Origin of the sequence: Mycolicibacter sinensis, from assembly GCF_001673565.1 — a bacterium.
GTDB classification, from domain to species: domain Bacteria; phylum Actinomycetota; class Actinomycetes; order Mycobacteriales; family Mycobacteriaceae; genus Mycobacterium; species Mycobacterium sinense_C.
Window position 1 is genome coordinate 29,843 of the sequence record NZ_LZMF01000093.1, and the last position, 26,737, is coordinate 56,579.

At 62.6% G+C, this 26,737-nt stretch carries 19 protein-coding genes and 1 riboswitch; of the genes, 10 read left to right on the top strand and 9 right to left on the bottom strand.

Features of this window, described 5'->3' with window-relative positions:
* Nucleotides 1-418: 418 nt before the first annotated feature.
* From A5648_RS23805 to A5648_RS14210, 4 genes are all read right to left on the bottom strand, one after another.
* Nucleotides 419-742 (bottom strand): hypothetical protein, encoded by a 324-nt coding sequence (locus A5648_RS23805; RefSeq protein WP_131810570.1) that lies wholly within the window; start codon nt 740-742, stop codon nt 419-421.
* Nucleotides 743-823: 81 nt separating this feature from the next.
* Complete coding sequence (locus tag A5648_RS24080; RefSeq protein WP_165607346.1) at nt 824-1,243, bottom strand: hypothetical protein; 420 nt, start codon at nt 1,241-1,243, stop codon at nt 824-826.
* Nucleotides 1,244-1,277: 34 nt separating this feature from the next.
* A riboswitch (SAM riboswitch) is annotated at nt 1,278-1,390 on the bottom strand.
* Nucleotides 1,391-1,970: 580 nt separating this feature from the next.
* Nucleotides 1,971-2,636, bottom strand: coding sequence for a VWA domain-containing protein (locus tag A5648_RS14205; RefSeq protein ID WP_065025166.1), 666 nt, complete (start codon nt 2,634-2,636; stop codon nt 1,971-1,973).
* Between the two features lie 17 nt (nt 2,637-2,653).
* Entirely contained in the window at nt 2,654-3,040 is a 387-nt protein-coding gene (locus tag A5648_RS14210) for a hypothetical protein (RefSeq protein ID WP_065025167.1), read from the bottom strand.
* Between the two features lie 216 nt (nt 3,041-3,256).
* Here A5648_RS14210 and A5648_RS14215 point away from each other — a divergent pair, with 216 nt between their 5' ends.
* Genes A5648_RS14215 through A5648_RS14225 form a run of 3 tightly spaced genes read left to right on the top strand, consistent with a single transcriptional unit; the run spans nt 3,257 to nt 7,958 of the window.
* Nucleotides 3,257-4,351 (top strand): hypothetical protein, encoded by a 1,095-nt coding sequence (locus A5648_RS14215; protein ID WP_165607347.1) that lies wholly within the window; start codon nt 3,257-3,259, stop codon nt 4,349-4,351.
* 12 nt (nt 4,352-4,363) lie between these two features.
* Entirely contained in the window at nt 4,364-4,612 is a 249-nt protein-coding gene (locus tag A5648_RS14220; protein WP_065025169.1) for a hypothetical protein, read from the top strand.
* Nucleotides 4,605-7,958 carry a TM0106 family RecB-like putative nuclease gene (locus A5648_RS14225; protein WP_207511708.1) on the top strand — a complete coding sequence of 1,118 codons (3,354 nt, stop codon included), beginning with the start codon at nt 4,605-4,607 and terminating at the stop codon, nt 7,956-7,958. Before A5648_RS14220 ends, A5648_RS14225 begins: the two co-directional genes overlap by 8 nt.
* A gap of 15 nt (nt 7,959-7,973) precedes the next feature.
* On the opposite strand, the gene A5648_RS14230 is transcribed toward A5648_RS14225, so the two are convergent.
* The 3 genes from A5648_RS14230 to A5648_RS14240 form a co-directional block, all read right to left on the bottom strand.
* Nucleotides 7,974-8,309: a hypothetical protein gene (locus A5648_RS14230; RefSeq protein WP_065025170.1), complete on the bottom strand. Its 336-nt coding sequence runs from the start codon at nt 8,307-8,309 to the stop codon at nt 7,974-7,976.
* 73 nt (nt 8,310-8,382) lie between these two features.
* Complete coding sequence (locus tag A5648_RS14235) at nt 8,383-8,766, bottom strand: hypothetical protein (RefSeq protein WP_065025171.1); 384 nt, start codon at nt 8,764-8,766, stop codon at nt 8,383-8,385.
* The gene (locus A5648_RS14240) at nt 8,763-11,219 is read right to left on the bottom strand and encodes an AAA family ATPase (RefSeq protein WP_065025172.1); all 2,457 of its coding nucleotides are present in this window, start codon (nt 11,217-11,219) and stop codon (nt 8,763-8,765) included. Before A5648_RS14240 ends, A5648_RS14235 begins: the two co-directional genes overlap by 4 nt.
* A 186-nt stretch (nt 11,220-11,405) precedes the next feature.
* Here A5648_RS14240 and A5648_RS14245 point away from each other — a divergent pair, with 186 nt between their 5' ends.
* Nucleotides 11,406-12,248, top strand: a complete 843-nt coding sequence (locus A5648_RS14245; RefSeq protein WP_065025173.1) for a hypothetical protein — start codon at nt 11,406-11,408, stop codon at nt 12,246-12,248.
* Nucleotides 12,249-12,306: 58 nt separating this feature from the next.
* On the opposite strand, the gene A5648_RS14250 is transcribed toward A5648_RS14245, so the two are convergent.
* Nucleotides 12,307-15,408, bottom strand: coding sequence for a DUF3427 domain-containing protein (locus A5648_RS14250; protein WP_065025174.1), 3,102 nt, complete (start codon nt 15,406-15,408; stop codon nt 12,307-12,309).
* 275 nt (nt 15,409-15,683) lie between these two features.
* Here A5648_RS14250 and A5648_RS14255 point away from each other — a divergent pair, with 275 nt between their 5' ends.
* The 5 genes from A5648_RS14255 (at nt 15,684) to A5648_RS14270 (ending at nt 21,981) form a co-directional block, all read left to right on the top strand.
* On the top strand, nt 15,684-16,997 hold the full coding sequence (locus tag A5648_RS14255) for a hypothetical protein (RefSeq protein ID WP_065025175.1): 1,314 nt from the start codon (nt 15,684-15,686) through the stop codon (nt 16,995-16,997).
* 73 nt (nt 16,998-17,070) lie between these two features.
* Entirely contained in the window at nt 17,071-17,946 is an 876-nt protein-coding gene (locus A5648_RS23815) for a hypothetical protein (RefSeq protein WP_131810573.1), read from the top strand.
* Between the two features lie 95 nt (nt 17,947-18,041).
* Nucleotides 18,042-19,112: a hypothetical protein gene (locus A5648_RS14260; protein WP_065025176.1), complete on the top strand. Its 1,071-nt coding sequence runs from the start codon at nt 18,042-18,044 to the stop codon at nt 19,110-19,112.
* Entirely contained in the window at nt 19,112-20,680 is a 1,569-nt protein-coding gene (locus A5648_RS14265) for a hypothetical protein (RefSeq protein ID WP_065025177.1), read from the top strand. Before A5648_RS14260 ends, A5648_RS14265 begins: the two co-directional genes overlap by 1 nt.
* Nucleotides 20,677-21,981, top strand: a complete 1,305-nt coding sequence (locus tag A5648_RS14270) for an AAA domain-containing protein (RefSeq protein ID WP_065025178.1) — start codon at nt 20,677-20,679, stop codon at nt 21,979-21,981. Before A5648_RS14265 ends, A5648_RS14270 begins: the two co-directional genes overlap by 4 nt.
* On the opposite strand, the gene A5648_RS14275 is transcribed toward A5648_RS14270, so the two are convergent.
* Nucleotides 21,974-24,730: an ATP-dependent helicase gene (locus A5648_RS14275; protein ID WP_234787431.1), complete on the bottom strand. Its 2,757-nt coding sequence runs from the start codon at nt 24,728-24,730 to the stop codon at nt 21,974-21,976. The genes A5648_RS14270 and A5648_RS14275 overlap by 8 nt on opposite strands.
* Before the next feature lie 108 nt (nt 24,731-24,838).
* On the opposite strand from A5648_RS14275, the gene A5648_RS22840 reads away from it, so the two are divergent.
* Nucleotides 24,839-26,737 carry a site-specific DNA-methyltransferase gene (locus A5648_RS22840; RefSeq protein WP_165607348.1) on the top strand — a complete coding sequence of 633 codons (1,899 nt, stop codon included), beginning with the start codon at nt 24,839-24,841 and terminating at the stop codon, nt 26,735-26,737.

Below are 26,737 nucleotides of genomic sequence, written 5' to 3' on the forward strand. Positions count from 1 at the left end.
GGCGTGGCCGACTCCGCCCGCGTCCTGCGGCGCCTCCGCGCCTTGGAATCGACGTCCCTGCAGGGCGATTGATCGACGGACACTGGGCATGGCTGCCCGCCGTGCTGGCCGGCCGGGTGTTCACCCGTCGGGTCACCGCGCCCGAGGCGAGTTTCGATCTGCCCACCATCAGCCCGGATCTCGCCCCTATCGCCGCGCTCTGCGACAGCACGCCCTATCAACGGCTGGCCGACGGGTCCGCAGTGCACCTCGTTTTTCCCGGCGATGAACAACTGCTGGACCAGTCGGACATTCCGAAGGACGCTCGACGAAGGGGGTGCGCTCGCGCTGGCCGTGGGCACGTTCGAGGCACTCGGGGTCGACGTCGGTGATGTGGTCGGCCTGCGCCTGGGCGAGGCGGGCCTGGTGGTCCAACCGGTCACCACAGCGGCCACGAGCCCGGCGGGCGCCGGCTGGCCGCGTTGCTCGGTGCGCAGCCGGAGCCGATGTTGCCGCAGTCGGTTACCGTACGCCGTTCGCGCTCCAGCGCGCACCACGACGGCACCTTGCCGTGGATCGCCGACGTCACTAGGACCCCGCCATCTTCGACCACTTGCTGACTTGCGGCTCGTGGGCGTTCATGCGGTCGAAACGCTCGTTGTCGGCCCGCAGCTTTTCCAGATGCTCGTCGTCCGTCGTGGCCGGCCAGTAGCCCCAATTCGGCTGCGACGGCGCGCAACTTGGCGATGTCGAGCTCAGCCATGTGTTGTCCTGCGCGGACGTCCGCCGGCATATCGGTCAGCCAATCGCAGCGGCGGGATGTGGCTGAAGTCCATGGCGCGTATTACGGCGTTCCTGGCCTCCTGCTCGGCCCAGATGGTCTGCGTATCGCGCGGGCCAGGGGGCATCGGAGCTTGGCACTCCTTCCGTCGGTCGAGTTTCGCCAGATGGAGGTGCGTCTGCTGCCGATGAAGACCGCGGCGGGGACGGCGAGCAAAGACCAGCTCGGCTTCCACTCGGCCATGCCGCCGAAACGCTCTAGCGCACTGCGCAACAACGCGGGGTCATGATTCCAGCGCACCAGCGAGACACCGTCACCCTCGACGTGCACCAGCCCGTCGTCGTCGACCGATGCGGTGACGGGAATGACACTGCCCGGTGTTTTCATGGAGCCATTGAACTGGTGCCATTCAATATGGTGGCCCGGCGCATACACGCCGCAAGCCGCATCGTCACCCGGAAGTGCCCACACATACCCGGACATTGGAGATCTCCATCATTTCCGAGCCCCCGCTCGGGAGGCGCTCTTGCCGACACCGGTTGGCGATCGGCCGCTTCGTCATCCGAGCCACCCACGAGCGTGGGGTTGGCGCGCCATCCAGTCGGAGCTTGTCGACGGCGTCTCATGAAGCAGGATCAGTTTAACCGGGGCGGCCGACAGATCGCCCGTACGAGCACCGACGAGCTACCCGCGAGCCGCCGGCTGTTCTGCTCGGCATCGCTGTATGGCTGTTCAGGGGCTAGCGGGCCCGTCGACCTCCGGCTCACCGTCGGGCACCGGAGCATCGCGGCGGTGGTGGTAGGGCGGTTACGGCTGGCAGATTTCGTGGCTCGGATCGTCGCCACAGCGACTCAGCGGGACGGTCAAGCCGACCAATAGTGCGTCAACCACTATGGCGCCTACCGTGTTTCAGATCCGCTTCCCCAAGGTCCGTAGCCGGGAATACCCTTGCGAGCAGCTCGGCGCGCTTCGCTTCGAGCTCTTCTTGCCGACGCCGCTCGAAGGCAACCCCGAGATGGGCATACCTGGCCTCGACCCGCCACATCTGTTTCGCCACGGCTAGCGGCATGTAGGGATTTCCGTGCCGGTGTCGGTAGCGGGCCAGTAACTGATTATCGGTCAACGAGTTGCGGTGCGCTCGCGTCAGCTGTCGGGCCAGCCACCAGGGTTCACCTGCTGCGGGCTCAGGGGTGTCGGCCACTTCGCATCCCTACTCGTCGCGGCTCGTCGCCGTGTCGTCCGCAAGCTCTGCACGCTGCTCGGCGGTGAACTCGGGCATCACAGCCGCCGTGTTACGCAGCTTGGCGTCGCGGTAGCCGCGGACGCTGCTCGACGCGGCCAGCATCGCCTCACGGGACTTGCCCCGGGCGTAGGTGATGGCTTGGCCGTCTTTGACCCCGAGGCCCCTGCCCACCTCGACGGCGTCCTGGTCGGCGCCCATGTAGAGGAACTCCCAGCCGTGATCCTTGGTCTGTTGCTCCACAAGGGCTTTGATGTCGGGGCGACGCCACTCGCGGCTGGCGTTCTCCAGCCCGTCGGTCATGATCGCCACGACGACGGTGCCGGGCCGGTCGGCCTCGTCCAACGCACCGATCTCGGCGGCCGTGTCGGTGATGAGCTTGCCCATCGAGTCGAGCAGCGCCGTGCTGTTGCGCGGTTGCAAATTCAGCGGCGGCACGTCGTCGAGGTCGATGCCGTGGTAGACGACTTGGTACTCGTCGTCGAACTGCGCCAGGGTTACCGCGCAGCGCCCTTCGCCCTGGTGTTGCTCAGCAATGAACGCCTCGAATCCGCCGATGACATCGGACTTGATCGATTGCATCGAGCCGGAGCGGTCGAGCAGAAACACGAGCCAGGTGAGATTCTGGTTGGACATGGTCGGTCCTTTCGGGGTTATTGGGACGGTTTGGCACTTCGGCGCGGTTTGAACCGCATCGGTTCGGGAGGGGCTGCCGGCGGCAGCGGCTTGCGGGCGTATTTGTCTTGGCGGGCACGCTTGACGTCTTCGGCGGTGATTCGGGCCGCCCCCGCCGTCACGTACGGAGACAGGCGGGCCGTGTTGGCCAGTCGTGGCCCCACGGCATTTTCGGTGAGACCGGCGCTTTTTCCGGCCGCCGCGAGCGATAGTTCGTCATCGACGACGGCGCTGGCTAGCTGCTCGTCGAGTAACTGACCGACCTCCGTCAGAACGGACCGAAGGTGTTGCAGCGTTTGGGCTGCGGAGTCGGCCGACTCCGCATGGTCAAGGTGGCTGCGAATCAGCTTGTATCGGTTGGACATGCCCCATCGTACCGCAGTTTGTGCGGGTAACGCAATAACTGCGGATTAACCGGCCCCGAGGACCGCGCCGTCACGCCACCGCGGGTGCCATCGCGGTCCTCCGCAACGAGGCTCCGGCCGTCGGCTCCTTCGCGAACGTCGCGCCGCCACCGGGGGTCAGCATGCCCCGGGGATAACTCGGCTCGCGCCTGCTGAACGCCGCTGTAGAAGCCCACCTTGACGGGCTCTGACAAACCACCGAAACCTGTCGGAGCCCTGGCATATAACTACACCAGCGGCACGGCGGGAAAGGCCTACACCTTGACAGACATCGGAATGCAGATGTTGGACCACCTCTACGACAAGCTGATGATTGACGAGCAGTGGTCGGTCCGGCGGGAGCGAGGCTTCACCTGGTGGGGTTACCGGCTGGCGCAGCATATCGAGGTCAGTCCACCAATCCGATCCCACGATCTCGATGTTTGCATCGTGCGGATCTGGACCGAGGTCGCCCGCGACGTCGACCCGGCGACTGACCCGGCGGAGTTGCTAGCCGCGGTGAATATGCAGTCGACGATGAGCGCCCTGGTCTGGGATCCCAAGACCGCCACCATCACCGAATGCTGCACGGCGGTGGTACATGCGGAAAATGCCGCCTGGTTGTGGAAGATCTTGATGACGGCTGCGGTGCTGCAAAACACCGCGGCGCATTCACGCGCCCATGCGATCGCCGACGCCTGCGGCGGCACACCCGCAGCATCGAATCACCCCACCAGCGGGGAGCGACCGGAACTCGACGACATGCTTAATTCGCCGGAGCATGTGATTGCTCCTGTCGGCGCGGAGGAGTCTCGCTTCACCGGGGCACTCGCCGAAGGGCTGGGGAAGTTCGCCTGGGAAATGGGTTGGTACGGGAGTTCTGATGAGACGGGGATCGTCTGCGAGGTGCCCTACACCGGCAACCGGCCGCTCATCCTGCAGGATGCGCACGCGCCGGATACCGCCCGTGAGACCGCACTGGTTCGGATCTTCACCGATCAACCGCACCCCGAATTCGGCAACGGTGCACTCGTGTTGATGCAGCTTCCGGTTAACCCGGGAGCGGAGGAATCGACCAAGCTGGCCAACAGACTCAATATCATTGAGTCGCACGGTGATTTGAGCACACCGCTATTGGGAGCATGGTGTCCCGACATGAGCCGAGAAGATCACGATGGCCTCGCTTTCTGTAGCTTCCTACCGAACGTCCTGGCCCGGCCCGGCCTTCTCGAGAACCAGATTGTGTATCAGGCGGCGCGGGCACAGTTCGCGCTGCGACAGCTACAGAACTGACCGGAACAGGTCGTGATCGACTTACTGTTGACCAGCATCATCGTCCCGTTGACCCCGTGCGGCGGCAACGGGTACTACGACCCACGGCACGAGATCTGCCAGCCGTACCTGCCGTCCGACCCGCGGCCCGGCTACGACCAGACCTGCTCTGGCGGCTACTACGACCCCACTCACGGGGTGTGCGCACCCTACGAGCCGGCATATCCGCCGCCGTTCTATCACCGTCACGACAACGCGCCAGGAGGATCACCCGGTGAGTGACCCGATACCCACTGAACATCTGCTGACGCCGTCCAAGATCACGGCATGGCTGGATTGCGCGCACTACCTGACGTTGCGTAACCAGGTCGACGCCGGAACCTTGCCAAAACCGAAGTCGACGTTCGGTGAGTTCGCGCAGCTGCTCCTCAAAAAGGGGTTGCAGCATGAGGAGCAGTGCCTAGCCGAGTACGAGGCCAACGGAAAGTCTGTTCTGCGAGTGCCCGATCGGCCCAAGGGCGAGACGTTCGAGTCCTGGGTAGCCCGCATCGGTAGCCCGTTCGACGAAGGGTGGGACGTCATCTATCAGATGCCCTTCATCCACGACGGCGTGCGCGGGATCGCCGATTTCCTGGTGCGAACCGACTCCGGCAACTACGAGCCGGTCGACGCCAAGCTCGCTCGCGCCGAGGCTAAGCCCGGGCATGTGCTGCAGCTGTGCTTCTACGCCGACGCGTTGGAGGCACTCACCGGGGTGCGGCCCAAGCACATGCACCTGTGGTTGGGGTCGGGGAAGTCCGAGACGCTGCGGGTCGCTGATTTCAGCCCGTACTGGCGCCGGTTGCGCGGGCAGCTGACCGAAACGCTGGCGGCCGGCCCCGAATCCGGCACCGCTCCGCGTCCGTGTGCACACTGCGAATTTTGCGAGTTCAGAACCCTCTGCGACAAGCAGTGGCACGACGAAGGCGCGCTGAGCCTGATCGCGGGGATTCGCCAGCCAGAGACCGCGACATTGGAGTCGGCCGGCATCGCGAATATGACCACGCTGGCGCAGCTGGAGACATCCGTGGCAGGGATCGGCCCGCGACGGTTGGATCGGCTGGCTGAGCAGGCACGGCTGCAGATCCAGGCAACGCTGCTATCGGACGTCGACGCGCCCCCGTTCCGCCTGATCGAACCCGGCGAGGATCCGGTGTGGGGACACGGGTTTGAGGAACTGCCCCGCCCGGACGACGGTGATGTGTTTCTTGACTTCGAAGGCCACCCGTTCTGGCGGGTCGAGACCGGACTGTTCTTCCTGTTCGGTCTCCTGGAACGCGACCCCGAAGGGCAGTGGCGCTACCGCGAGTGGTGGGCGCATGACGTCGACGCGGAAGCCGCAGCTGTATCGGAGCTAATCGACTACCTCGTGCAGCGGCGGGCGGCCTTCCACGAGATGCACGTCTACCACTACAACCACACGGAGCGATCGTCGCTGGTGACGCTCACCGAGACGCACAACGTCGCGCAGCGCGCGTTGGCCGACCTTGTCGAGACCGGCCTATTCGTGGATCTTCTCCTGCTGGCCCGCAACAGCATCCAGGTGGGAACTGACTCCTACGGCCTCAAGGCCCTGGAGCGGCTCACCGACTTTCACCGCGGCCACGACATCGACAAGGGTGCCGGGGCGGTACTCCAGTACGAAGAATTCATGGAGCACGGCGGCCAAGCCCGCTTGGACAGCATTGCCGTCTACAACGAAGACGATGTGCGGGCGACGATGGCGCTGCGGGATTGGCTGGTACAACACCGACCGGTGGAGTTGGCATGGCGGGACAGCGTTTTGGAACCACCTCCCGGGTTGCCGGAGCTCGACGAGCACGTGGAGCGGTTACACGCGTTTCCTTCCGATACTCCTCAGTTTCTGCTTGGTGATCTGCTCGGTTACTGGCGCCGGGAATGGTTCGCCTATATCGGCCCGAAGATGGCCAAGCTGCAGGGCGACACCACCGCTCTGCACGACGACCCGGAGGCCCTGACGGAGCTACGGTGCCTCGGCGAGTTCGAGCGACTCGGCAAAAAGGGCACACCGATCACCCCGGCGATGCGCTTCACCTTCCCGCCGCAATCGCTTGAGCGGTTCCCGTACAACGGCGGCAGTGTCATGTTCGTCGACGCCGAAGGCCAACGGTTCTATCCGAGTTTCGAAAACCTCAACCGCAGTTCCCGCACGCTGGACCTGGTGTGGAATATGGCATTGAAAGAGGCCGGCGCACTCCCCAGCGTGGTGCTGTTGCACGACTGGGTCGAGCCCAAACCGAAACCCCAGACACTTTCGGCATTCGCCGCCCAACCCCTTGGGGGTGGGGATACCAACCCGGTGACGATGGCACTGCTGCGCCGAGACCTACCGCGCTTCACCGCCGGCGGAGGTCCTGCCGATGGCGTGTTCACCGACGATCTCGCCGATATGACCCGCTGGGTCACCAACCTCGACAACAGCTACACCGCGATCCAAGGCCCTCCCGGTGCGGGAAAGACTTACAGCGCAGCGCGTCTCATTCGCGCTCTGATACTGGCGGGACGACGCGTCGGAGTCACCGCGACGACGCACCACGCTGTCGACAACGTCCTGGAGAAGGTGGTGCAGCTGTTCCGGGACAACGGCGACGCCGAGAAGCTCACCGCGGTGAAGAAGCCGAAGTCTGGTCCACCATCGGTTCCTGATGGCACCAGAGCCGGTAGCAACAAGGACTGCGCCCAGCCCCACATCAACCTTGTCGCCGGCACGACGTGGTTGTTCGCCTCGAAGGAAATGTGCGATTCCCCCGTCGACGTGTTGTTGGTCGATGAGGCCGGGCAGCTCTCGCTGGCCGATGCCCTCGCGGCATCAGTGGCCGCGCACAACGTCGTGCTGTTGGGCGATCCGCTGCAACTGCCGCACGTTGCCCAGGCCAGCCATCCCAACAACAGCGGACGCAGCGTGCTCGAGCACATCCTCGGTACGGAAGAAACGATGCCCCGCGACCGCGGTGTCTTCCTGTCGAAGACCTTCCGCATGCATCCCGACGTCTGCCGGTTCATCTCCGATGAGATCTACTCCGGCCGGCTCACCCACGATGTCAGCTGCGAGCAGCAGCGCACGGTGGCCGGGACAGGTCTGCGTTGGATGCGGGCCGAACACCGTGGCAACAGCACGTCCTCAATGGAGGAGGCCGAGTTGATCGCGACCGAAATCGCGCGGCTCGTCGGCACTACCTGGACCGACGAGGAGGCCGACGAAAAGTCCCTGACGGTCGATGATTTTATGGTGGTTGCCCCCTTCAATGATCAGGTCCGTATGATCCGGGAACGGCTCAATGCCGACGCATCCACCCACGGCGTGGCGGTGGGCACCGTGGACAAGTTCCAGGGCCGCGAGGCGGCGGTGGTGTTCTTCTCCATGACCACCTCCACCGGGGATGACATATCCCGAGGCGCCGACTTCTTGTTCTCCCGCAACCGGCTCAACGTCGCGATCAGCCGGGCTCGGTGCCTGGCATATCTGGTGTGCACCGAAGATCTGCTCAATACCCGAGCACGCAATGTGGAGGAGATGCGGTTGATCGCGACGCTGAATGCGGTGGTTGAATATGTCCGGGAGCGATGAGCCCAGGGGCCGACGTCAGCGGTCGCGTCTCTGGGATGCCCGCTGCACTATGTCCCGTAAGTTGACACCCCGGATAATTGCAGCGATGTCCAGGCACCCTTCCTCGTCATGCGGGTAGCCTTCGAACTGCTGCTCGTCGGGGTGCGCGCCGTAGAAGTCTTTACCGCGCAACGAGACCCCGTCGGGTAGGGCCGCGCCGACCGCATCCCGGTAGACGCGAGAAATCCAGACCACGTCCCGATCGTCGAAGTTGTCTTCAAGCGAGTTGCGAACCTGATCTTCAACTGCCGGCCAGACTGTGTCCGCACAGCTCGACCACGTGCCGTAGTTGAATTTCGAACTCTTGCTCACCTGACAACCGTAGCCTGCGGGCGCTACCGTGACCCCGACTTCGGCCGCCGATTCGCAGCAGCCTCCCCGTCGGCTATCCCAGCTTCTCCTTTGGCAGTGAACCCATATGCGACGAAGCCTCCTGCACCGCGGCGCACAACACCCGAACCTCCTGCACCGTCGGCGCAAGCTGGTAGGCGTGTTGGTGGCAGAAGCCGGTCAGCTGGTGCCAGCTGTCGATGAGGACTTCCCCAGCAGGCGTGAAATCCAGCGATTTGAGCACGGCGAGTCTTGCCTTCGCCGTCCCGACCACCACGGGGAAATCGCACAGCATCGCGCAGCGGGCATCGATTAGCTCCTCCACCGCCTGACGTGCGAGAAATGCCGCGAGACGCGCCGAGTTGCCCACAGCCGCGCCATCGGGAGCGTCGAGGAGTGCTTCTGCTCGCGCAAGAAGGCGTTCGGCGGCGGTGCTCAATGCCCCTCCACGATGTCGCGCACAGTCTTTCGGAGGTCCGCGATACAGCCACGGCCCAGGACGGCACCTTCGTGAACGCCCGAGCCGCAAATGGCCATAGTCGGGATGCGATGTCCCCGAAACGATTTCCATCCGGACACATCTCCTGAGGCATCGCCCGTGAGCGCTAACGCCACGCGCTTCTGGGTGGTCATCGCCTGCTCCCATTCGGCATCGGACTCGTGGTAGGGCACACCAGCCTTGGCCCGGTTGCTGAAGAATCGCTGATGCGCGGCGGCCTCGATTGCCATCCGGAACAATCCGGGCGCCGCCTTCCGCTTGATCAGATCGTCCAAGTCATCGTCGAAGATCAACGCCTCCGCATCGCGGACGTACCGGCCAGCCGGAAGATCGTTCTCCTTAACCACGACTACGGACCCCTGCTCTCGTGTGACGTCGAGCAGCTGCGCGGGCACCGAACGGGCGCGGATAGCTGCTGGAAGCCTGTCGTCATGGGAGAAGACAATCACCTGACGGGTCTTCGCGAGTTCGATCAGCACATCGAGGAATCCACCGATTTTGGCGGGGTCCATCGCCTGGATCGGATCGTCGAGCACGAGGAATCGGAACGGGCTCGCGGGGGTGGTCGCTCGTGGGATAAACAACGCCAACGCCAGGGCGTGCAACTCGCCCTGGCTCATCACCGACAGGGCTCCCGTCGCCACGCCGTCGACGGTCCCGTCGATAACTGCGCGGCGCCGAGTAGCGGACCCTTCGAGCGTGATGTTCCCGAGGTCAACATTGCTTTCATGGCGCATCCGACCCCAAATATTTTTGGCCTGATCGACCATCGGGGCCAAGCGCCGTTCCCGTAGTTTCTCGGCGTTGGCGCGCAACCACTTCAGCGCTGCCTTCACCTGGTCGAGCTTGTCGTCATCCTTGCGGGCCGCCGTCTCCAGCTCAACCCACGCCGCAATCTCACGGGCGACCGGTGCCCAGGCGTCCTCCAATTGCTCGGCCCTTTGCGCTGCTTCATCGCGCAGCGCGGATGCGGCTTCAGTCAATTCCAGCGCCGCCACCTCGACGTGGGTTGGAAGGTCGGAGAGGTTGTCGGGCACGGCTCGCGCACGCGTCAGGGCATCGTTAAAGGCCGACAGCGACGCAAGTTCGGCTCCCCCGATCGCGGGCACGGCCACAACGGCACCGAAGAAGCCGTCGGCTGCCGACCGCGCCCCCATTAGCCGCTGAGTCATCGCCTGATGCTTGGCGGTGCTCGCTTCGGCTTCCACCAAGCGTTCCTCGGCCGCCACCCGCCACGCGGCGTCGAACGACCCGGTCTCACAGACCGGACAAGTCCCGTCACCGATGTCGGCGTGCAGATGCAATGCCTCGCGTAGCAGCGTTGCCCGCGCAGTGATCGCCTTCACCGCGGAATCGGCCCCCAGTGAATAGGCGTCGACCGCGGCCCGAAGCTCATTCGCTACTCCAGCGGCCGTGGCCGCGTCCGGAACAACCAGCGCGGCGAGTGACCGCAGCCGCGCGATGGTGGCCGCCTCGTCCGTCTTAGTGCCGAGAGTCGTTGCGGTCACGGCATCGAGGTCGTACGGCGTGCGAGCGATCAACTTTCTCACCTGCGCCGCACGCGAATCCGAGGCACTCCCTAAGGTCTGACGCAGTTGGGTTCGGCCCTCGTTAGCGTTCTTACGTGGCCCACTCAGCTGCTTCTCGGCGTCCTTGAGCCGGCCATCGGCGTCGGCGATCATGTCCAATCCGAGCAGCCGGTTGAGGGAGTCGTACAACGCCGAAGGGGGGTCCTCCAGGCGCCCTCCGAGCTCGTCGTAGGACATCAGCGGTCGGTGGGTCTCCAGTCCCTGTTCCCAGCCCAGCGCACTGACCGGTTCGCGTTTCTTTCCTTTGACCTGCGACCAGCGGCGAGCAGCGTCCAGCTCGGTACCCGTCAACCAGTCGACGCCGACGGTGGCGGTGGAACCGCTGCGGTCATCGTCGAGTTCCATGGCGAATTCAACACTGATCGCTGCCGGTTCGCCCGTGTGAAGGTTTCGCCAGGAGGTTTCCCATTGCTGACTCTTCTTGTTGGCCCACCGGTAGCTCGAACCAGTCAGCGCATACTCCAGCGCCTCGGCGAAGCTGGACTTCCCGGAGCCGTTGCGGCCGCTGATCACGGTGATTCCGTAGTACGGGTTGAGTTCCAGGGTTGCGCGAGGGCCGATGCCGCGGAATCCCGACACCGTGATCGAGCGGAGAAACGCCCGCAGTGGCGCCGGCCCTTCGGAAGCCTGAGCATCGGGACGCTCGGGTACCGGGGCGTCACCGCCGAGCTGCTCGGCAAGTTCGTCGTCACCGCGTAGTGCCGCGGCAACGACGTAGGCGGTTTCTTCCGCGACCGCCTCGTCTGCGTCGAGCAGCTCCCAGACCTCAGCCTCGACCGAACCGCCAAGTTCCGCGCCATCCACAGTCACGTCCTTTCCCCGAGATACCTGCAGCTTGGCACACGGGTCCGACGGACCGCCGGTGCTCAGCCGGTAGCCTCGCGCATCCGGGCCCCAATGTCGGTGCTCATCGGTAGCCTTTGCACGTCTCGGCTCACTGATTGCAGACGAGAAGTTGATCATCCGACTGATCTGAATTTGGGGAGGTCCATGGGCGCCACGGTGGTTTACGAAATTGCCAGCTACGACGGACCGCACAATGACGCACGCCTGCTGGAACGGGTGCAGTTGGTTTCGACCGATGCCGGACTGCTGCTCCGGGCGGCCGACGGCAGTGAAACACCTTGTGCGGGCAGCGACGTCGTCGCAGTGGTCGCTGCCACACCGTCGCTGCGGGAGATTCGGGCAGGGGATAACCTTCGAATCACCTGCACGCCCGAAGTCGCCGCTCAGTTGCCATTCGCGCTAAACCCGAAATCGGATGGCGAGGACCCCTACGTGGAGGTCAACGGTGACGAATGGATGGCGTATCCCACCATCGCCGGGGGCGATGTCATGCTGCCGACGGTCGATGATCTTGAGCCACTCATGACCCCCTGCTGGGCCAGTTACCGGATCGAAGACGGCTATGACAACCCCCTTCTTGGCGAAACATCAATCGGGCTCGCCACGCCCGGCGCCGTCGTCGAGTACGGCTGGCATGACTATGGCGGAATCAGCTACGCGCGAGCGGTCCAGATCAGACGATTCGACGACTTCGCCACCCGCTTCATCCATTGGCTTACGAGCGCGGAGGTCCTCTGTGCCCTCTGGCAGGACGACTCGTTCCCCACCCTCCCAGCTTGGCTATTCGCCGCTGCGGTCGCTGACACAGACCACAAAGGCTCCCGGCACATCGGACCAGACAATGACGCGGACGACGGCACCGTTCGCTGGGAGACGAGCTCTCTGTCACTCGACCTGTCTGACGACCTCATCGAGCTGGTTCTCGCTCGGCTCAGCACCGACCCGAAATACGTTCAAATCGTGAAATCGCAAACACAGGCGGACTGAAACCGAGTGGGGTGACTTACATGCGACGCCAGGAACCCACCTGGCTTGACCAGCTCCCCTACGCCACCGCCACGCTCGACGCTTGGAACACCTCCGCCGGCATTGGCTGTCGGAGTCGCCAGGTGATCGCCATGGGCTTCTCACCCTCGTGCGAGACATAGTCGGCCGGGCCGAGGAACACGTACGGCGTGGCGCCGAGCGCGTCGGTTTTGGCGGCGCGGACGAATAGCAGGATGTGCGAACCGTTTTCGCGGTGGTGGATATAGCGCTGCCCGGTCGGTGAGGCCGCCGAGGTGGTGGATTGCGACTCCCAGTGGAACAGCCGGTCACTGAGGGCGAAGTCGCGGTACATAGTGGTCGGCGAGTAGTCGGTCTCGGATTTCTTCAGCGTGATCAAGAATGCATCGGTCTGCAGCTCCGGCCGCCACACGACACCCTCGCGCATGGTGTTGGGGGTGCGGTTCTGGGCGGCGTAATCCAGGGCAGCCAGGATCTCTTCGCGCGAGTAGGTGGCGTGCACCTGCAGCGGAACCTCAGCCAGTGACGGGACCATGCCGCCCAGGTCGTAGGTGGTGCGCCGGGCCGTATCAAAGGCGATATCGATGACCTGGCGCATCTCGTCGATCACAGGCTCGCCGACCAGGGCATCGAGTCCGGTTGTGACATCGGTGAATCCGCCGCCGTTGGGGAACAGCGAGTAGAACAGCATGGCCGCCAGCCGTCGCTCGGCCGTGCTGCTCAGGTCGACGGTCCCGTCGAGGATTGCCCGATAGGCGTGCCAGCGCAGTCGGTCATCGGCGTGCGCCAGGGCCCGGACACGTTTAACCAGATCGGCTTCACGGGGGCCGGGGTCGCCGGCCAGCTTCCCGGCCTCGCGGCATAGCGTGGTCCAGGACCGGTTGTTCTTCAGAATCTCGGGAAGGCCCCGGCCGTAGGAGTCGAGGTAGCCGGCCAGTCGGTCGTCCGGGTGCGCCCGGACTTCGGAAACCAGGGCCGCCCAACGAGGCGCCACCTGTTGTTTGATGTTGTCCAGCACCAGTCTCTGCGCGACCTGGTCGAGCACAATCTGGCTGCCCGAGGGCAGGAACGGAAAGCCCTGCTCCACCTGATGCTGCAGTGCCTTGCCGCCCGTGCCGGTCAGGGCCCGGAAGCGTTGGTCGAAGCGGAACTCGCGACGCTGGTGCCCGACGAAGTCCAGCGCGGTCAGCACGGTCTTGCCGTGGGTAAGTCGCAATCCGCGGCCCAGCTGCTGCAGGAAGACGGTGGCGCTTTCGGTGGGTCGCAAGAACAGCACGGTGTCGACCTCGGGGATGTCGAGGCCCTCGTTGAACAGATCGACGGCAAAGATGATGTTGATGTCACGGTTGCGCAGCGCGGCCAGGGCGGCGCGGCGCTCATCGGCGGCTGTCTCGCCCGAGACGGCCAGGGCGGGGATGCCGGCGTCGTTGAAGCACAGGGCCATGTAGCGGGCGTGGTCGACGCTCACACAGAATCCCAACGCGCGCATGGCTGCGACGTCGCCGACCTTGTCGTGCAGTTGCTTCAACACTATGCGGGTGCGGGCGTCGTTGCCGGTGTAGACCCCGCTGAGTGCGGCCAAGTCGTAGCCGCCGCGTTTCCACTGAACGTCTTCCAGGTCGGTGCCGTCGTGAATGCCGAAATAGTGGAACGGGCACAGCAAGTTTTGCTCGAGGGCTTCCCAAAGTCGCAGTTCGGCGGCGATGCGGCCGTCGAAGAAAACGCGCACGTCGACGCCGTCGGCACGCTCCGGGGTGGCGGTGAGCCCGAGCAGCTCTATCGGTCGCACATGATCGAGCAGTCGTCGATAGGAGGAGGCTTCAGCGTGGTGGAACTCGTCGACCACGACGACGTCGAAGTGGTCGGGGGTGATGTCGTCCAGCCTGCTCGCTGACAGTGACTGAATGCTGGCAAACACGTGGCGCCACTTGGCCGGCTGCTGGCCGTCGACGAGGAGCTCGCCGAAGGTGGCGTCGGTGAGGACTTCCCGGTACATGCGTTGAGCCTGGCCGATGATTTCCTTGCGGTGCGCCACGAACAGCACGGTGAGGTCGCGGCCGTGAACGTCGCGGGCCAGCCGGCGGTAGTCCAGCGCGGCCATGACGGTCTTGCCGGTGCCGGTGGCAGCGACGATCAGGTTGCGGTGGCGATCGTGCAGGGTGCGTTCGGCGTCGAGTTGTTCGAGTATCTCGGCTTGAAAGGGTTTGGGCCGCACTTCCAGGCCGGACAGGGTGACCGCCAGCGGGTCGCGCCTGCGGTCCCCGGATGCGGTTTGCAGGGCTTGGCGAAGCCGTTCCCCGTCCTGGTTGGGACGATAGGGCTCAAAATCACGGTTCTCCCAGTAAGAATCGAAGGTGGCCCGGAATTTCTCCAGCAAGTGCGGGGTGGCGATTGCCGACAGCCGCACGTTCCACTCCAGTCCATCGACCAGCGCGGCGTGCGAGAGATTGCTGGAGCCGACGTAGGCAGTGTGGAAACCAGTGTTGCGCCGCAGCAGCCATGCCTTGGCGTGCAGGCGGGTGATGGTGGTGTCGTAGTTGACCCGGACCTCGGCACCAAACTCGTTGACCAGGGCATCCAGGGCGCGAGCATCGGTCGCCCCGAGGTACGTGGTGGTGATGACACGCAGCGGAATACTGCGCTGTCGCAGCTCGGTGAGCTCCTTCTCCAGCAGCCGCAAGCCCTGCCACTTAACGAACGCGCACAGTAGATCTACCCGGTCCGCGCTGGCAAGCTCGGCACGCAACTCAGCAGCTAGGGTCGGCTCGCCACGGCCATTGGTCATCAGGGCGGCATCGGAGAACGGGGTGGCCGGACGGGCCAGGCGGTGATTGCCCAAGGCGGCAGCCTTGCGAACTTCATCGAGCCGAGTGACGTTGCCGGGCACGTTCGTATGCAGGGCGGCGCCGTCGGTGAAGGTATCCGGTAGCAACTCCAGGATGCGGTGGGCCAAGTCGACGCGGTCCTCAACGGTGCGCGCTGCACCCAGCGACCGCTCGATGATCGGCGCCAAGTACCGGGTGATGGTCAGCGCGTGCTCAGCGTCGTCCACGGTGCCGTAATCGGGATGCAGGTCCGAGTGGTGTGCGAGTTGGGCGGCCAGGTGCTCGGTGAGCAGCGATTCGTAGACCCCGATCTCCATGGCCGGCAGGCTAGCGGAGGTGGCAGACACCCTTACACCCGCTCAGCAGCCCCGGTTCAAACCACAACGCCCCAGCACCGTTGACGCGCGCAATGACGGCCGCCATGGCCTACCAGGCTGACATTCAACCTCATCTTTGGCTGCGTCACCTGTGGTCCCAGCAGACCCGGCGGCTGAGTGCAATGCTCCACCAGATACGACCGCTTCAGCCCAGACCGTTCCTACTTGTCGGTCACGCGGAATAAGGTGTCTTTCCGTGACGAGGGAATATCTCAATGACTGATCAGGACAAAACGGCCCGGCCGGTGTGGATGCTGGCGACACAAGACGTCGCAGTGCCACCGATTACCGGAGATGCTGCCATGACCCCCGAGCGGCTTGGTGAACTACGGACGGTTCTCGCGGCTCTCGCCGACGCCCCGGTCGCCACCCTGGAAGCCCACCCCGTCCCAGCGAAGCTCGACCGCAGGCAAGGAATGCACCTCGAATCGGCAAGTCCACTGGCCGCGCATTTATCGCAGTTGATCAGCCAAACGTCGAAGGCTGCCCCCGGTGCGGCCGTCGGCGCTACCGGCGAAACGCTGTACCGCATGGTCGTTCCGGCCAAGGTTGCCGCGCAGGTCGGCGGCGGCATGGTCAAGTCGATGGCGTCCAAAGCCGTTCCCGGTGGCGTGCACAGCGCCGTGATGGGGTCGTCGGGCATCGCTGCGCAGGCAACGTTCGTGCCAGTCGCGGGGAAGGCGGCGGCTGCCGCCGGCGGGTCCGCAGCCACGGCAGGGATCGCCGCCGCCGGTGCCGGAGCGCTGACGATCGCCGCTCCCCTGGTGCTGATGGCTGTTGCTGTCGGAGTCAGTGCGCATGCCGAACAAAAACGGCGACAGGCTATCGAGAACATCACCGCGATGCTGACACAGCTGCATGACGCCGCCCTCGACCGTGAGCGAGTCGCGCTCAGCGGGTGCCGCGCCGCGATCGACAAGGCCACCGCCATCCTGCTGGACGAGGGGCAGATCGGCGTCGGTCTCGGGTTGGACAGCGCTGTCTACGCCATCGAGACCGCAGTAGCCCAAGCAAACCAGCGCCTCGAGAAATGGCAACGTGCCCTCGACGGGCTTGGCGACCGCCCCGTCGAGCTTGCACAGCTGGCAAAGCACTTCGATGGAATCGACCAGCGCCAAGGCGGTGACTTCCGTGCTCATCTGGAGCTCGCCGAGCTGGCGATCGCATTGAAGAAGCGCGTCATCGTCCTGCAAGCCGTCGAGCACGCCCAGCTGAATCCGGCGAACCTCTTCGAGAACTTCATCGGTGCGCTCAAACGCGATCAGAAGGCCGTCTTGGAACTGGAAGCAGGTATCGCCCGGGTGTTGCGGCAATTGTCGACACTCCAGCTCGACCGTTCGCACGGCGTGCGCGATATCCTGTTCTCCCGCAGCGAGGTCGACGACCTCCTCCGCGCTGCCTACCGGCTTCGCGAGTTAGGCGACGGCGTCGACGCCGCCGAGCGCGCCTCCGATGTCGCGATCGAGATGGTGCGCGCCAGCGACGGCTCAGTCGTCGTTCTACCCGCGCATCGGGTGCTTGCCGCGTAGCCGGCGCGACGTGCTATACCAACCGCATCGCCTGTAGCGCATCGAAATCTGACAATTTAGAAAGGAACCTAAGATGCGATCCGATAAGGCGATAAAGAATGCGTTTAGAAGACTCCAACTACCGATGTCCGATGATCCGAAAAATATTGCCGCAGCCCTCGTTACGGCGATACCGCCCGACATCAATCGCGCCTGGGCTGAGCTCGAAAACGACAATGACGCTCGCATCCAATTCGCCTACAGCAATCCGACGTACGCCCACCTACTCACTTGCGGGATCACGCTTCCAACCTTCCGAGAAGAACTCGAGTGGATCCTTGCCCGCTTTGACGAATGCCCCCCTGGGGGAATCGTAGACATCGGGGCAGGAGCCGGCGTGGCAGCCGCCATTGTGGGCCTGGCAACGAAACGAAATGTGATCGCGTGTGACCCGGCATGGGGGGCCGCCTCGTCCATCGCACACGTCTCCGACCTCGTTGGTGCACCGGTTCGCGGCATCGAAGCGACGGCGGCAACACTGCCCGACATTGAATTCGCTGCAGTTGCCATAGCCCAGTCCATCCTTGCCGACACTGGCTTCGGTGTCGAAAACGGACAGGAAGGGCAGGACGAGGAGCGGCGCTCGCTCGTTTCAGCCCTGTCGAAAGTGGGAGATGCCCTGGTGATCGAGCATGCGACGAACATGCAGAACGCGAGTGACGGCAGCGCTACATGGACTTCTTTTGCGGCAGCGATGTCAGAGTCTGGAATGTATCCTATATGGGAGAGCGCGTCATTTGTCAGCGGCTACAACGTCTTGATCCCGGATGTACCAGCCCACGAACGCCCGCTGTATGCGCGACCGAAACTCTGCTTACGCTTTTCCCTGTCGGGAGATCCTCACAACGTCACGACCCGGCTGAATGAGCTATTGGCGGAACACCCGATCGGTGCAGCTTGGGACTACTAATCTCGCCGCTGCTCGCGCAAGATGGGACGAAACCTGTACGACAGCGGAATGATGAGTGGTTCCCGCTGAGTTCGCTTGCAACCGAAGGGGCAACATTGGCCGAGGTCGACGAGATCCGACAGGAAGCACGGCGCAATACCCGTGCGAGGTTCGAGCAATGGGCAAAGAACCCGACCTGCGATGCCAACACGTTGTCAGCCGTCCACAACATCCGCCTCGACAAGGCCGCCGAGGCAGCCGGCATCAAGGCCAGCTTCGGTCAATCTCCATTCGCGATTGCTCGAGGTAACCGTTTCGAGGCTGGCCTGTTCGTCGACGATGCGGAGAAGCTGCGTACCTCACTAGTGCTTAAGGGCTGTCTGCCCGAGCGTTCCAATGGGTTTCTCGATCTTCGACTCAAGCTCAACGGCGGGACACGAATCAACTCCGTTGATCAAGCGGTCTCGGAAACCGAGGAGTGGCTGAGCAGGATCGCATCAGACCCAGCATCAGCAGAGGCGATCGTCGCTGCACCAATGATTAAAATCCCCAAGGGCGTAATCCTGCCCGAAGCTTTACTCATTATCGACGTTGTCACTGTGACGGTCAGAGTGGGCACCCGCGTACGCCTCACGGTCGGCGAGATCAAGGTCTTCCCTGACCGCGGCGGCCACACCGATCCTCAGCAACTGGCCTCCGCTCGTGCGCAAGCCGGGCTCTATGCGCATGCTTTGCGTCTCGCGGTCTCCTCGCTCGGCCTTGCGGACAACATCGAGACTGCACCCCATGGCTTCCTCGTCTTCACTTGGCCCGGCTCGAACTCACCGTCAATTCGCCCGAACGAGGATCTCACTTACCAGGCCATCCGCGCCGAGCGTGGCTTCGACAGGCTCGAGGAAATCGCCCTCGAGGTTGTCCGCGACGATGACTTCTCAGCTGACAATCCGGCGCTGATCCAGCGAGTGCTCGGTGCACCAACTGACTATTCCGAGGCATGCCTATCGTTCTGCGACCTCGCACCCCGCTGCCACGCACGCGCACTCGCTGCCGACGACCCGATCATCCTTGGTGGTGAAGTGTCGCGGCTGCTCGGTGATACAGCCATCTCGCGTGCCCTCGAACTCATGGCAGGAGCCGAACCTGTGAATGACCGCGAGTCGGATCTTCAAAGGCAGCTGGTGGGCTAATGGCATCAGTACACACCATCTCTCGCAAGCTTGAGGCGTGGCAAGCAGGCCATCCGCTGCCGAAATATGACACCATCCACCACGCGGTCATGCCGCGTGAGCAGGTGATGATCGTCGCCTTCATCCGCATGGCAGGCGAGTCGCGGCCGTGGGGTATCGCCTGGGGCACAGCGGCCTCGGAACCTCGGATCGAGTCGGTGCCCGACGGCCGTGTCCGTGATGACGTCGCCATGTTGTGCGTTGCATTCGCTGAAGACCTACTGGAGCACCTGCGGGTTCACAACTGGACGTTCGACCCGGTCCCTGAAAAGCCGGAACTCGGCGACCTCCGCCAGGTCTGGCTACCAAATGGCCAGCATGTCGCAATGCTGCACCAACTCAGCTACACGTACTCGCAAACGAGGTTCGGCGGAGTGAATCAGGACGTCCTTCGTGCACTTGGCCGGGTCGCAGGCTGGATGTTCCGTGACACTTCCCGTGTGGGGAACCAACACGTCGTCAGTGCTAGTCAATTACTCAGTGACTCTTACGTCTTCCCAGCACAGGACGCCCGCACCGCCCACCTTGGCTTCCAGCTGGCATGGCTCACCAACGATGGCGATCGCGACGCCCGGCTCTCTGCAGCTGCAGAAGCTGAAGGACTGACTGTGTCACCGACGATGGACCCCTCAGTTGAGCGCGACGATCTTGGCGAGCTTGTGAGCAATTGGCAAGAGAGCCGCGGCGGAGGCAAGGACCCGAGCGACACCGCGAACACCATCAACGCGACCCTCTATGAGGAGTTGCTCCGCCGCTGGACCCTGACAGCGCAGGCATACGAACTAATGGCGAGCGATGATCGCCCGGTCAACGCGGGAGTGGCCGAGCTGGTCGCTCAAGCACATTCCGAGTTCTGGTACCAGCACCAACGAATTGAACTGCGTCTCCACGACCCCAGCCAAGGGCCAGCGTTTGTGGCCCACCCAGAGACCGACTTTCATGGGTCCGCTGCGGCATCTCGTTATCTGATCCACGCGGCCGCAGATGAGGCGTATTTCGGCTACCTCGTACACGACGACCCCGCGTTATTCCGCGAAGCAATTAGCGACGGTCGCGCGTTCGAGTCACGCGTCGTGCGGGTGAGCGACGTGGGCATCGGCCGGTCGACCATCCCACGTTGGGTGCTCCGACTCGATCCAGCACTCCCCCACCGCCTCCGGGAGAACGCGAGGGTCACTCCACTCGGCTCGCGTGGTCATGAGGCCACTATCGTCGAGACCCGCGCGACCGAGACCGACCTGTTCATAACGGTCGACTGGACAGGAAGAAAAACCAGGCCACTGCTCGGCCCGATCATGGCTAAGCCCGGGGATGATTCATGGGTGGGGCTAGACATCGCATTCGTGCAATCCGATGCAGCCTCGTTGACACTGCGACGCAGCCAACGCGTCTGGTCTGCAGCTAAGGGCCCCGGAGCGTGGCTCACTCACGGGAAACCACCGGCGCCTCTTGAGATCGCTGGTGATGACGGCACCACCGACCTCGTCTTCGATGACGTAACCCAGATCGAGAACGGGGTGGACGTGTGAGCAGCGAAGCGATCGACGCGGAGTTCGTCACACTTCGAGAAAACCTGATTGAATACCTTCACTCCGGGGGTCGTCTCGCCGTCGTGAAAGCACCGCCGGGGTCAGGCAAGACGTACACGCTAATCGAGGTGCTCTCCGCGCTGGCTGCCGACAAGATGCAGATTGCCGTTGCAGCACAAACCAATAGCCAGGCCGACGACATCTGCCGGCGCTGGGTTAAGAATCACCCCGAGGTCCGCGTAGTCCGGTTCTCGGGCAAGGGTCTCAGCGCACCGAATGATTTCCCGGATGCCGCGATCTGGGTCACCGACAGCAAGCAGTTGCCCTCCGGGCCTGGTGTCACAGTCGCGACGACGGCGAAATGGTCGGTCACCGACCTCCAAACGCCATACGACCTACTCGCAATCGATGAGGCGTGGCAAATGGGCTGGGCAGACCTCATGCAATGCGCCGTGGTCAGCGACAAATTCTTGATGATCGGCGACCCCGGCCAGATCCCGCCCGTGGTGACGATCGACGTGCGCCGCTGGGAGACGTCGCCTCGTGCACCCCACGAGGCTGCTCCGGAGGTCATCCTCACGGAGCCGATGCTGGAATCTGTTCGGTTTGTCGGATCCTTGCCCGCGTGTCGACGGCTGCCACACGAATCCATCGCCTTCGTGAAGCCGTTCTACGACTTCGACTTTGAAGCCTACGTTCCTGTAGGTGCGCGGGGAATCGAGGTCTCCAATGCTTGGGCCGGCGATTTATCCTCCGGGCGACCGCTCGCCCTCACAATCCCCACGCCCGATCATGGGCCACCCATCGAGGTAGACCACGAAATCGCTAGCGCCGCTGCCCAGGTACTTGGCGAACTGCTCGACGCCGGGGCGATACTTCGCCTCGGCACCGAGAAGCGCCCCATCGCCCCCAATGACATCGGCGTGACGAGTAGTCACCGCGTCATGAATGCTGCTCTCGCATCGGCACTCGGAACGCGGGCAAACGAGATCCGGGTAGACACCCCGGAACGGTGGCAGGGGCTGGAGCGACCGCTGATGGTCGCCGTCCACCCGCTATCTGGAGTAACAGAACCGTCAGCGTTCGACTTGGAAACAGGCCGTCTGTGCGTGATGGCCTCTCGGCACCAGGCGGGGCTAATCATGCTGGCTCGCGACCACATTGGCGAAACCCTGCGCAACTACGTACCTACTGCCGAGCAGGCGCCAGGTCGGCCCGACCTCGTTGGGCGCGGACACGACGCCCATCTGAAGTTCTGGACACAGCTGGAAACGGCCGGCAGCGTCATGCCGCTTATTTGAGCGTCGCTGCGCCGCACACCGTTCGAACATCGCACGACAAACACTTGCTTTTTTCTGGGTGAGGAGTGAAATCTCGCTTCTTCAATAGCTCAGCAGCCGCGACGACCTGGCGTTCGGCGGCCTTCACGGAGTCGTCACTGATGTCGACACTGTGTCGCGTCATTGTGCTCATGTCATGGATGAAAGCCGCACCGACGGTGAGCCCTTCGCGGCGTCCGGCGTCCGCGTAAACCTGCAGCTGAAGTGGATGGATTTCGCCACTGGTGGCTGTCTTGTAGTCAACGATGGCGAGGGTGTCGATCACCCCGTCATGTTCGTCGTAGATCACGTCGGCACGACCACTGACGACGACACCGTCAAGGTAGAGCTCGAAGGGCCGCTCGGTCGCCCACGTGCGCATGATGTCGTCCTGGTGCTCGCTGACGTATTTGAAGATCAGCTGGCGGGCCTTCTCTCGCATCTCTTTGTGTGCCGGCTTGTTGGCGAAGGGAAGAAAGAAATCGGAGTTGAGGAGATCGTTGATGGCTTTAGGTGTGGGCAGCTTGCCGGTGGCGCGGGCGTGCTCCGCGATAACCCGCATCACGTGATGGACGGCGTTTCCATACCCAATCTCAGCCTTAACTGGCGGCATGAATCCCATCTCGTTACGCAGCAGGTAAGACCGCGGACAGGTGAGATATGTGTCCAGTTCGCTGTAGGTGACGGCGAGATCGGGGGACTCGATCCCTCGTCGTTCGATGCCGGTCGGCAGGCCTGCGCTTGCCGCTAACGCCTGAGCCTCGGTGATGTACGGCGACGGTTTGACCGCATTGGTTGTCACCCGTGAATGCGAGGACAGCGAGACCCCGTCTCGTGCGCGCGTGAGTGCGACGTAGAAGAGCCGGCGTTCCTCTGCGTCCGAGCCTTCGTATCGGGCCGCGTCAAACATTTCGCGGGGCAGCAACCAGTTGCGGGGTCGGCCTGCCCGGCTGGACGGGAATCTGTTCTCGGTTAGGGAAGGCAGAAACACGACTGGCCACTCCAGGCCTTTTGCGCCGTGGACAGTACCGAGAGCGACGCCATCGGCAAGCAGGTCCTGCTCACCGTCGAAGCCGTCATAGTTGCCGTTTGCGTAGTTGACCAGGAGCAGCGCGAAATTGCGGTAGAACCACTCATCACCGGTTGAACCGCCCACCTGCTCGCCTAGGTTCTCCGGATCGCGGCGTGATCGGCGGGTCACCGATTCATAGTCGGCCAGGACGTTGGTGAACCGTGCCACTGTGCCGAGTCGGTTGCGCTGATGGATGTCACCCAAATCCCATTCGGAGATCCGCAGCAGCGCTGTCAGTTCGTAAAACTCACCAACCAGGCTCGGATCGAAGTCAGGTTCGCTGCGCGACTTCCCGTGCCATTGGATGAGGTGGGCGCGCAGCTTGTCGATGTCGTCGTCAGTGAGTTCGAACGCCGATCGGTAGTCCTCCAGCAGATCGGCAATGAGAATCTTCTCCCGCTTAATGAAACGGCCAGCAGCCCAGTCGATGTCGGCCAACCAGGCAAATGTCGCACCGAAAACCGCGGCCTCGGGCTGCTCAAACAGGCCGGTACGGCCACCCGGTTGCACAGGGATACCGGAGACCTCCAACGCATCGAGGATCTTGGCATACGCGCTGCGCCCCCGCACCAGGATCGCGATGTCTTGGTAGCGCACACCCTGGCCATGCAGTTGCTCGATGTCGAGGGCGATCGCGTCGGCCTCGTTCTGCTCGTTCTCGTGTCCGATCGCGATGGACACCGCCGGACCGGACTCGGAGCGAAACGTCCCCATCTCCTTGGCGAGGCGCTCCGGGATGGTCTGCGCGAACCCGTTGGCGAGCTGCACTATGCCGGGTCGGGAGCGCCGGTTGACCAGCAAACTGAACTTCGCCACGCCCTCGTACCGTTCGGCGAAGGTGACGATGTTGCTGACGCTAGATCCGCGCCACTGGTAGATCGCCTGGTCATCGTCGCCGACCACGACGACGTCCGCGGTGCCAAGTGGCTTGACAAGCAGCTTAATGAGCTGCTCCTGCGCCGGGTTCACGTCCTGATACTCATCGACGATCAGATGCTTTAGGTCAGCGGTAACGGCGGCGTGGATCTTGGGATCCTCTAGCGCGCGCACGGCTTCGACGATCTGGGTACCGAACGACATGAAGCGGTACCCGTCAAGCATCGCGTAGTACGCCTCGGACGAGTCCCGAAAATCACCCTCGGGGAGGTCCGTAATCCCGAGCAGCTCATTCTCAACGACGTCGATGCTCTCCTGGAACAGCTTGATCCCCTTAAACAACTTGTCCTTGGGATCGAGGCAGCGAAGGCGCAGTCGATTCTTTTCGCGGTAGAGCAGGTTCGTGAGCTGGTTCGGGTCCAGCGGGGTGTATGTCTCGTACTTTGGCATATACGTCTGGAGCAGCCGGAAACAGTAGCCATGAATGGTGCCGACGTAGAGCCGTCCAAGCTGGTCGGTCGCCGCTGGGCCGAGCTTCGCCTCCGCCCGATGCCTGATGCGTTCTTTCAACTCGGCCGCGGCCTTCTCCGTGAAGGTGAATGCAACGATGGATTCGGCGGGCTCCCCCTCGGCGAGCAGTGCAGCGACCCGCTGGGAGACCACTTCCGTCTTGCCGGAGCCGGCCGCTGCGATGATCTGCACATGTCCGCCCCGGTGGGCGACCGCAGCCGCTGCCTCATCCTCGAGGATGGGAATCTCAGGCATGAACCCAACGTCCTGCATGGCCGCCAATCTAATACGGGGAGTGTCACACGTCTTCGAGACACCTGCCTGAGCCACCTACTAACATTCCTGACCCAAGGCATTCGACACAGAGGGGCGCAACGCACGATGACCAGTGAGCCATGCAAGGTTGAGTTACATACTGCAGACCTAGCAGCTGCAAATCGGGCGGCCCTTGAAGAGCTGTTCCCCGGAGTCCTCGAGGACGGGGTGCTGGATGCAGGCCGTCTGGGTGCGCTGCTGGACTTGGATGTCGCTGCGGTGACAGATGGCCGAGAGCGATTCGGCCTGATGTGGGCCGGCAAGAATGCCACGGTCAAATCACTTTTTTCGCCAAGCACTGGCTCACTTATTCCCGATGACGAAAGTTCGATAAACTTTGACGCAGCTCATAATATATTCATTGAGGGAGATAATCTAGAAGTTTTGAAACTATTGCAGAAGCCGTACAATGATCAAATTAAGTTGATTTACATCGATCCGCCGTACAACACGGGCAATGATTTCATTTATGCAGATGACTACACCGACCCATTGACCACGTACCTCAAGGACTCGGGTCAATTAGATGGGGGGGGAAATCATCTATCAGCTAAAGTTGAGACTGACGGACGAAAGCACAGTCGATGGCTCTCCATGATGTATCCTCGCCTAATCCTGGCGCGCAACCTTTTAGCGCAAGACGGGATTTTTCTCTGCTCTATCGATGACACGGAACTGGCGAACCTAACGGAGATCCTCAAGGAAATTTACGGAGAAAATAATCACTTAGCAACTTTCGTATGGGTTAATGAAGGCCACATCGAACAACAAAGTCGCATAAAAGTAAATCACGAATATATAATCGCATTTGCGCGCAATGAAGCACTCGTTGGCAAACCGTCGGTCATTGACTTGAACATGACGGAAGATAGCAAATTATTTAATGAACAGATCGAGAACTCGATTACAAAGAACGGCCCTGCAAACCCCCCAAGCACCGTTCTCCTTCCAGTGGGCTTCCCCGCTTCTGCAGACGAATTTAGCGTCCCCACCCGCACGGACAGATACCCCCACATTCTAGACGTTATTACCGTTAAGAACGGCCGGCTCGCGCAACCCGCCAGGCTTTATAGCGGATGGAGTTCAAGACGCCTGCTAGATCTGTTCATCGCGAATGATTTCGATGCAATCGAAGACTCAGAAGGGAAGAATACCAAATTTGTAATGACCCACACAGGTGCCATCTATATACAGAAAACTCGCGCAACCAATCAGAGTCACATGCTCACCATTCTCCGAAATATGGGCACGACCCAGACAGCCAGTTCGCGCCTTAAGCGCGACTTGGGTATTGTTTTCGATTTCCCAAAGCCGGAAACCTTGATTCAGTACCTAATTTCGGCATTTACCCAAGAAGATGACATCATCCTTGACTTCTTCGCAGGATCCGGAACAACCGCGCACGCCGCGGCACTCCAAAACGCTGTCGACGGCGGGAGGAGGAGTGTTATATCCGTAAACATACCCGAAGCGGTGGACCCTGGATCCTCAGCAGGATCAGCCGGCTTTCGTACGGTCTCCGAAATATGCCTGAAACGCATCAAGGGTGTTGCCGACGCAGTCCAGGGAGCAAACGAACTCGGACTTCGAGTCCTACGGCTTGGCCAGAGCAACTTCCGTCAAGCCGCGAAACAGCAGGAGGGGTTCCTCACGTTAGAGGAGTCAACTCTCGTAGAGAAGATCCCCAACTGGAATGCAGTCGCCTTTGAAGTTCTCTTGAAGGAGGGCGTTCGCGCAGATACCCCTTGGGGTAGAACATCGGCAAAAAATTATGAGATCGTGACCGCCGGCGACGTTAGTGTGGTTCTTTCAACACAAGTCGATAATCAAACCGTCGAGACTGCATTTGAGCTGGGATCGAATGTCGTCATCTTCCTTGAAGACGGATTTATAGAGGCGGATGCAGTGAAGACTAATGCATCCGGGAAAGCAAAGGATGTCGGAATCACAATGAAGACGGTCTGA